Genomic DNA, 8,651 nt, shown 5'->3' on the forward strand with positions numbered 1-8,651 from the left:
ACCTCGCTGCCACCCTGGCCTCCACCTGATCAGTTCTGATCGGCTCGCAGCACATAACGCTGTTCAATGGCCTGTCGAATGCCCGCGGCATCCAGCCCCTGCAGGCTGAGCAGCTTGACCGGGTCGCCATGCTCGATGAACTCGTCGCGCAGGCCCAACTGCAGCACCGGCCGCACCAGACCGGCTGCCTGCAAGGCCTCCAGGACGGCCGAACCGGCGCCGCCCATGATGGCCCCCTCTTCCACCGTCACCAGCGCGTCATGGCCGCGTGCCACCGTCAGCAGCAATTCGGTGTCCAGGGGCTTGGCCCAACGCATGTTGACCACGGTCGCATCCAGTGCTTCGGCCGCTTCCAGTGCGGGGTAGAGCAAGGTGCCGAAGGCCAGGATGGCGATGCGCTGTCCCTGACGGCGCAGCTCACCCTTGCCAAAAGGCAGCGGCTGCAGATCCGTGGCCGGCACGGTGCCCACGCCAGCACCACGCGGGTAGCGCACCGCCACCGGGTGGTTCTGCTCATAGGCGGTGGTCAGCAACTGGCGGCACTCGGCCTCATCGGCCGGGCAGGCCACGCTGACCTGGGGAACGCAGCGCAGGAAAGGAATGTCGTAGGCCCCGGCGTGGGTGGCGCCGTCGGCCCCCACCAGGCCCGCGCGGTCGAGTGCAAACACCACGGGCAGGTTCTGCAGCGCCACGTCGTGGATCAACTGGTCATACGCCCGCTGCAAGAAGGTCGAGTAGATTGCCACCACGGGCTTCAGGCCCTCACACGCCAGGCCCGCCGCGAAGGTGACGGCGTGCTGTTCGGCGATGCCCACATCGTGGTAGCGCCCCGGAAAGCGTTTCTCGAACTCGACCATGCCCGAGCCCTCGCGCATGGCCGGCGTGATGCCCACCAGGCGGGTGTCGGCTGCGGCCATGTCGCACAGCCACTGCCCGAAGACCTGGGTGAAGGTGGTCTTGGCCGGCGTACTGGGCTTTTGCAGGCCCACGGCAGGGTCGAACTTGCCCGGGCCGTGGTAGGCCACCGGGTCGGCCTCGGCCAGTTTGTAACCCTGCCCCTTCTTGGTGACGACGTGCAGGAACTGCGGGCCCCGCAAGTGACGCAAATTCTCCAGTGTGGGGATCAGCGAGTCGAGGTCGTGGCCATCGATCGGGCCCACGTAATTGAAGCCGAACTTCTCGAACAAGGTGGCCGGCACCACCATGCCCTTGGCCTGCTCCTCCAGGCGCTTGGCCAGTTCAAACAAAGGGGGCAGCGGCTTGAGCACCGACTTGCCCACCTCTTTGGCGGCGGCGTAGAACTGCCCGCTCATGAGCTGGGCCAGGTAGCGATTGAGGGCCCCCACCGGCGGGCTGATCGACATGTCGTTGTCGTTCAGGATCACCAGCAGCTTGCAGTCGTGCTGAACGCCGGCATTGTTCAGAGCCTCGAAGGCCATGCCCGCACTCATCGCGCCATCACCGATGATGGCGACGGCATGTCGGTCCTCACCCTTTTGGCGGGCGGCAATGGCCATGCCCAGGGCGGCAGAGATGCTGGTCGAGGAGTGCGCCGTGCCAAAGGTGTCGTACTCGCTCTCGGCACGCTGCGGAAAGCCCGAAAGCCCCCCCAGCTGACGCAGCGAGGCCATGCGATCGCGCCGCCCGGTCAGGATCTTGTGTGGGTAGGTCTGGTGGCCCACGTCCCACACCAGGCGGTCTTGCGGGGTGTTGAACACCGCGTGCAAAGCCACCGTGAGCTCGACCGTGCCCAGGTTGGAGCTGAGGTGCCCGCCGGTCTTGGACACACTGTCGATCACATAGGCCCGCAGTTCGTCGCTGAGCTGCTTGAGCTCGCTGCGCGTCAGCCGCCGAAGATCGGCAGGATCGTTCACCTTCTGCAGCAGGGGGTAGCTCGTGGATTGCATCTCGGGTTGCTATTCGTTGGTCGAGTTGCCCGGGCGTCCATCACCAGGGCCGATGGGGCAACTCGTGTTGATTCAGTTGGAACGGTTCACCACCATGTTGGCCAGCGCCGCCAGTGCCTGCGTGTCGGGCAGACCGCTGTCTGCCAATGCCGTCAGCGCCTCTTGCAGCAGTTCGGCAGCATAGGCGCGCGAAGGCTCCAGCCCCAGCAAGGACACATAGGTCGGCTTGTCTTGCGCCGCATCCTTGCCGGCCGTCTTGCCCAGCGTGGCCGAATCGGCCACCACATCGAGGATGTCATCCACCACCTGGAACGCCAGCCCCATGGCGGCACCATAGCGACGCAAGGCCTGCAGGGCCTGCGGCGTGCAAGGGCCACAAGCAGCCCCCATCAGCACGCTGCCCTGCAACAGGGCGCCGGTCTTGAGACGATGCATGCGGCGCAGGCTGGCCTCATCCAGGGCCTTGCCCACGCTGGCCAGGTCAATCGCCTGCCCACCCGCCATGCCCTCGCTGCCCGCCGCCCGGGCCAACAGTCGGCACAGCACCGCCTGCATGGCATCGGGCACGCTGCCATCGTCCGGGGTGAGCAACTCAAAGGCCAGCGCCTGCAAGGCATCGCCGGCCAGCAAGGCACCGGCCTCGCCATACTGCACATGCACGGTGGGCTTGCCACGACGCAACACATCGTTGTCCATGCAGGGCATGTCGTCGTGGACCAGTGAATAGGCGTGGATCAACTCCACCGAGCAGGCGGCCCGCAAACCGGCGGCCGGCAAGCCTTGCACGGCCTCCTGAGCCGCCAGCACCAGCAAGGGCCGCAGGCGCTTGCCCCCATCCAGCACCGCATAGCGCATGGCATCGCCCAGGTTGGCCGGCGCATCCTGCCCCACCCAATCACTCAGGGCCTGTTCAACCCGCACCAGATGACCCTGGCTCCAGGCTCGAACATCCCATTCCATCGTCGATACCCCAGCAGTCATGCCTGCCCCCCCGATTTGTATTCATTGCCAACCTGCCCCTGGCCCCATCCAGGCCCAGGCTGCGCGCCCACGAACGCCGACGAACGATGCAAGGGCAACACAGGCAGGACCGTCTGTAGAAAGGCTGGAGGCATGTCAGAGAGCATTAACGGGCAAACCCTGAATTCTAGGCGGTGTCTGGCCCGACAACACCGCGGGCGCAAGCCAGGATGGTGCATGGGGCCCCATGGCGGCCATGGGTCGACCAGGGGATGCGCTTTTGCGCTGGGTCATGAAAGCCGTACGCCGGTAGGGCCGCGTTGGCGAATCAAGCACCCCCAGGGTACAATCCGCGGTTCCCCTCGCCGGCAACGCCGGTTCCCACCACCGCGCTCCAGCCCGTGGCCTGGCCCCTGGCCAAATGCCCCGGCGCGCTTTTACCTCCCTGTGGGGAGTCTTTAGGTCAGGTCACCCATGTCTGATTTAAGTCTTCAACTGCAGCAGGCCGCAAGCCAACTACCAGTTTCAAGCTATTTTGACGATGCGCTGTTCCAGCGCGAGATGGACATCATCTTCCAGCGCGGGCCCCGTTATGTGGGGCACCGTCTGAGCGTGCCCAATGTGGGCGACTACCACGCCTTGCCGCAAGAAAACGGTGGCCGTGCGCTCGTGCACACGCCGACCGGCATTGAGCTGGTCTCCAATGTGTGCCGCCACCGCCAGGCCATCATGCTCAAGGACCGCGGCTCGCTGCACGACACCGCCCCGGGCAGTGCCGGCGGCAACATCGTGTGCCCCCTGCACCGCTGGACTTACAAGGCCAGTGGCGAGCTGCTGGGCGCCCCCCACTTTGCACACGACCCGTGCCTGAACCTCAACAACTACAAGTTGCGCGAGTGGAACGGCCTGCTGTTTGAAGACAACGGCCGCGACATCGAGGCCGATCTGGCTCACATGGGCCCCCGCGCCGAACTCGACTTCACGGGCTTCTCGCTTGATCGCGTCGAGCTGCACGAGTGCAACTACAACTGGAAGACCTTCATCGAGGTCTACCTTGAGGACTACCACGTGGGCCCTTTCCACCCCGGCCTGGGCCAGTTCGTCACCTGCGACGACCTGCAGTGGGAGTTCAAAGAGCACTACTCGGTGCAGACCGTGGGCGTGTCGGGCGGCTTCAATCGCCCCGGCTCCAGCGTGTACCAGCGCTGGCATGAGGTGCTGCTCAAGTACCGCGAGGGCAAGCTGCCCGAGCGGGGGGCCATCTGGCTGACCTACTATCCGCACATCATGGTCGAGTGGTACCCCCATGTGCTGACCGTGTCCACCCTGCACCCCGTCAGCCCGCAGAAGACACTCAACATGGTCGAGTTCTACTACCCTGAAGAAATCACAGCCTTCGAGCGTGATTTCGTCGAAGCCCAGCAGGCCGCCTACATGGAAACCTGCATCGAGGACGACGAAATCGGCGAGCGCATGGACGCGGGCCGCCGCGCCCTCCTGGCCCGCGGCGACAACGAGGTGGGCCCCTACCAGAGCCCGATGGAAGACGGCATGCAGCACTTCCATGAGTGGTATCGCAAAACCATGGGCACCCACGGGGCGAACTACTGATGCATCGCCCCAGGCCCCTGCATTGACACACAAGCGACCCACGGGTCGCTTTTTTTTCGTAACATCGTGCGTTTCGAGCAAAGGCCCGCCGGGCCCGCGCCTGGACAACTCTCGAAAGCGAACCCGATGCAGGCGATGTGGATGGTGGTGGCGGCATTCTTTTTTGCCTCCATGGGGGTGTGCGTCAAGATCGCATCCAGTCAGTTCAACGCCGCCGAACTGGTGTTCTACCGGGGCCTGCTGGGCATCTTCTTCATGTGGGCCCTGGCCCGCTACAGCGGCATCAGCCTGCGCACCCGCTACCCCCTGATGCACGCCTGGCGCAGCCTGGTCGGGGTGACCTCGCTGGGGGCCTGGTTCTACGCCATCGGGCACCTGCCCCTGGCCACGGCCATGACGCTGAACTACATGAGCAGCGTCTGGGTGGCGGCTTTTCTGGTGGGTGGCGCGCTGATGGCCTGGCGCCCCTCGGCCACCGAATCCCGGCCGATGCTGCAAGGCCCGCTCGTGCTCACCGTGCTGGCCGGTTTTGCCGGCGTGGTGATGATGCTGCGCCCCTCCCTGCAGGGCGACCAGATGTTTGCCGCCCTGATCGGCTTGTTGTCGGGCATGTGTGCCGCGTTTGCCTACATGCAGGTCATGGCGCTGTCGCGCATCGGCGAGCCCGAAACCCGCACCGTGTTCTATTTCGCCGTCGGCTCGGCTCTGGCCGGGGGGCTGGGCATGGGCGTGGCCGGGGCCTCGCCACTGACCTTTCCGGGGGCCCTGTGGTTGCTGCCCATCGGCGTGCTGGCCTCGCTGGGCCAGTTGTGCATGACCCGCGCCTACGCCACGGCGCGCAACCAGCGAGGCACGCTGGTCGTGGCCAACCTGCAGTACTCCGGCATCGTGTTCGCCGGCATCTACAGCGTGCTGCTGTTCGGGGACCACCTGCCCCTGGTGGCCTGGGCCGGCATGGCACTCATTGTCGGCAGCGGCATCGGGGCCACGGTGCTGCGCGGCAAGGCCGCCCCGAACGCGCCCGCCGAAGAGCACTGAGCGGCTCCGGGCCGGCGTACCAACCTGTTCGCAGGCTGGCACAACAACAAATCCCTACCTTCCTTTCACGGGACTCAAACCACTTACGTCACTTACATCTGAAAAGTCGAATTTTGGCGCTACCTTGTTCACCCCCGATGCCCAGAAGGCCACCAGGCCGCACACCACTCGGACATGAACCCAAGGCCCCAGATCTGCCCTGCGGCGCGCCCCGCGCCGATCCCGACTCCCCCCCAGCGCAGGGGTCTGGCAGACCTGACGCCCGAACCTGAACACGTTGAGCCAGCCAGCGCCGCGCCAACGCCACCCTCGCGGCCATCGGCTCGCGATGGCCTGCAACGACACCCGCAGCAACTGGGCCGCCCGATGTTGTACGGGCTGCTGGTGTGGGGCTGCACCGCGGCGCAGGGCGCACTGCCCCCGCCCCAGAGGCAGGCACTGATGGATCTCTACCAGACCACCCAGGGGCCACGCTGGCGCCAGAACACCCACTGGCTGCAAGGCGATCCCTGCCTGCAACGTTGGCAGGGCGTGAGCTGCGCCGCCGATGGGCAGTCGGTGATCGGTCTGCACCTGCCGGGCAATCGCCTGGAAGGCACCCTGCCCGGCTCTTTCGCGGCACTGGACACCCTGGAGTCTCTGGACCTGCGCGGCAACCTCGGTCTGACAGGGCCCCTGCCCCCCCTCAATCAGCTGCCGGCGCTCACCCAGCTGAACCTGAGCTTCAACCAGTTCAGCAGCCCCTTGCCCAGCCCTTTGCGCATGCCCAGGCTGCAAAGCCTGGTGCTGAGCAACAACCTGCTGACCGGCCCCTTGCCGGACCTGTCGGGCCTGCCTTCACTGCAGAACCTGCGCCTCAACCACAACCAGCTCAGCGGCACGCTGCCCCCGCTTGGCCAGCTCGGTGCCCTGCAATCCCTGGACCTCAGCTTCAACCAGTTCGGCGGCCCCCTGCCCGAGCTCAGCCACCTGAGCCAGCTCAGCAGCTTTCTGGCCGACTGGAATCATTTCCAGGGGCCGCTGCCCAACCCCTCGGGCCTGCTCCAGCTCCACAGCTTCAGCGTCAGCGGCAACCAACTGTCCGGCCCGCTGCCAGCGCTGCGCAATCTGCCAGCGCTGTCGTTGCTGGCACTCGACCACAACCAGATGTCCGGCCCCCTGCCACGGGTGCTCGACCTGCCGCAGCTGAGCCAGCTGAACCTGGCTTACAACCTCTTCACCGGGCCTTTGCCCAATCTGTCCGCACTGCATCTGCTCAAGCGACTGCAGGTCGAGGGCAACCAACTGAGTGGCCCACTGCCTGAGCGCCCCGCCCAATTGAGCCAGGTCACCCTCTGCCCCAATCGCCTGCAGGATCAAACCCAAACCGAAGCCACCGAGATCGAGCCGGCATGGCGCGGCTGCGACCAAGCCGGCATCGCCACGCCTGCTTCCGCACGCTCTGCAAGCCCCAAACGCAGCTCTGCCCCGGGGCGCACGACCGCCGCCGATCTGGCGGCAGCCGCACGGTGCCCCCCGGCAAGCCAGGCAGACCCGGCCTCGCCACCACGCCCATCCACTGACTGCCCGCCGCCCCAGGCGCCACGGCGCGGTGGCGCCACCACCAAGCCCTTGGCCGAACCCAGCGTGCTGCCGCCCTGGAGCGAATGGCTCATGGCGCTGAGCGCCCTGCTGGCCCTGGTCACCATGGGGCTGATCTGGCGCCTGAGCTGGCTCAGCCAGGACCGCGCCGACCCCGCCGCCGAAGACACCACCGAGGGCCCACCCAGCGCACAGGACAGCTGGCTCAACAGCCAGGCGCCGCCCCCCAGCGAAAACACCCGCAGCTTCAGGCCCCGCCCCAGTTGGCCTCCGGCCTGAAGCCCGGTGACAGAGGATTTTTCGCTATACGATCACAGCCTCATTGCGTTACAGGTCCAGGTCCGCCTCAGCAGCCATGTACTCCACCCTCATTTCCGCCGCCCAACTCCAACAGTTGCAAACCCAGGGCCAGCCCCTGCTGGTGTTCGACTGCAGTTTCGATCTGGCTCAACCCGAGGCCGGCCAGGCCCAATTCGCCCAGGCCCACCTCCCAGGCGCGCTTCACGCCGACCTGGATCGGCACCTCAGCGTGCACGATGACAGCCCCAAGGCGTCAGGCGGACGCCACCCCCTGCCCACACGCGAGAACTTTGCCGCCTGGCTGGCCGCCACTGGCCTGAACCAGAACATGCAGGTGGTGGTCTATGACCGCAGCAACAACAGCTATGCCGCGCGCCTGTGGTGGATGCTGCAGTGGGCCGGACACGGTGCGGTGGCGGTGCTCGATGGCGGACTGGCCGCCTGGCAGGCCGAAGGTGGCGCGGTCGAGGCGGGCCCGGCCGCGGCCCTGCCCGCCGGCAACTTCGTGCTGCGTGCACCGCTGCGCCGCCTGGTCACGGCCAGCGAGGTCCTGCAGACCCTGGGGCACCCCAGCCAGACCTTGATCGATGCCCGCGCCACACCGCGCTTCAGGGGCGAGGTCGAGCCTCTGGACCCGGTGGCGGGCCACATCCCTGGCGCCCTGAACCGCCCTTTCACCGACAACCTGACGCCCGAAGGCCGATTCAAGCCAGCCACCGAGTTGCGCACCGCCTTCGAAGGCCTGCTGGCTGGCCGCGCCCCGGCCACCGTGGTGCACCACTGCGGCAGCGGTGTCACCGCACTGCCCAACCTGTTGGCCATGGAGGTGGCCGGCCTGGGCTCCACCGCCCTTTTTGCCGGCAGTTGGAGCGAGTGGTGCAGCGATTTGCAACGCCCCATGGCCAAAGGCTGAAAAAACCATCGATTTATTTTTGGCGATCCTCAGAAAACCGGCCCTTGTGGCCGGTTTTTTTTCGCATCGCCTCGCAGCAAGGCCGCTCCAATGGCAAAGCCCGCCGTCCCTGCACGCCATGTCAGAAAAAACCTGACAAGCCAGGTAAAAAACCAGACAAAGCACACATCCGTTACCTGACTTAATTTTCTTTTACGGGATCTTCACAATCCATTTCAACGGATCGCGAAACCCTGCATAAGGCAGCGACAGCGGCTCCGTAACAAGGAGTTTGACCATGACCAGCGAACAAATGCTTGCCGAGATCCGCGAAGCCAACCTCACCTACCTGATGCTGGCCC

Annotated in this window: 6 protein-coding genes; 4 read left to right on the forward strand and 2 right to left on the reverse strand. The window is 66.0% G+C overall.

From position 1 onward, the window contains the following. Nucleotides 1-29 precede the first annotated feature (29 nt). Entirely contained in the window at nt 30-1,907 is a 1,878-nt protein-coding gene (dxs, locus tag AC07PT_RS22960; protein WP_494658238.1) for a 1-deoxy-D-xylulose-5-phosphate synthase, read from the reverse strand. A 72-nt stretch (nt 1,908-1,979) separates the two neighbouring features. Then, the gene (locus AC07PT_RS22965) at nt 1,980-2,867 is read right to left on the reverse strand and encodes a polyprenyl synthetase family protein (protein ID WP_494658239.1); all 888 of its coding nucleotides are present in this window, start codon (nt 2,865-2,867) and stop codon (nt 1,980-1,982) included. Nucleotides 2,868-3,341: 474 nt separating this feature from the next. On the opposite strand from AC07PT_RS22965, the gene AC07PT_RS22970 reads away from it, so the two are divergent. The 4 genes from AC07PT_RS22970 (at nt 3,342) to AC07PT_RS22985 (ending at nt 8,310) form a co-directional block, all read left to right on the forward strand. After that, nucleotides 3,342-4,478, forward strand: a complete 1,137-nt coding sequence (locus AC07PT_RS22970; RefSeq protein WP_492348030.1) for an aromatic ring-hydroxylating oxygenase subunit alpha — start codon at nt 3,342-3,344, stop codon at nt 4,476-4,478. Between the two features lie 126 nt (nt 4,479-4,604). Continuing rightward, nucleotides 4,605-5,516: a DMT family transporter gene (locus tag AC07PT_RS22975; protein WP_492348029.1), complete on the forward strand. Its 912-nt coding sequence runs from the start codon at nt 4,605-4,607 to the stop codon at nt 5,514-5,516. Nucleotides 5,517-5,690: 174 nt separating this feature from the next. Further along, nucleotides 5,691-7,376 carry a leucine-rich repeat domain-containing protein gene (locus tag AC07PT_RS22980; protein ID WP_494658240.1) on the forward strand — a complete coding sequence of 562 codons (1,686 nt, stop codon included), beginning with the start codon at nt 5,691-5,693 and terminating at the stop codon, nt 7,374-7,376. 76 nt (nt 7,377-7,452) lie between these two features. After that, nucleotides 7,453-8,310 carry a sulfurtransferase gene (locus AC07PT_RS22985; RefSeq protein WP_494658241.1) on the forward strand — a complete coding sequence of 286 codons (858 nt, stop codon included), beginning with the start codon at nt 7,453-7,455 and terminating at the stop codon, nt 8,308-8,310. Nucleotides 8,311-8,651: the final 341 nt, after the last annotated feature.

Source organism: Curvibacter sp. GW821-FHT09D12, assembly GCF_059416245.1.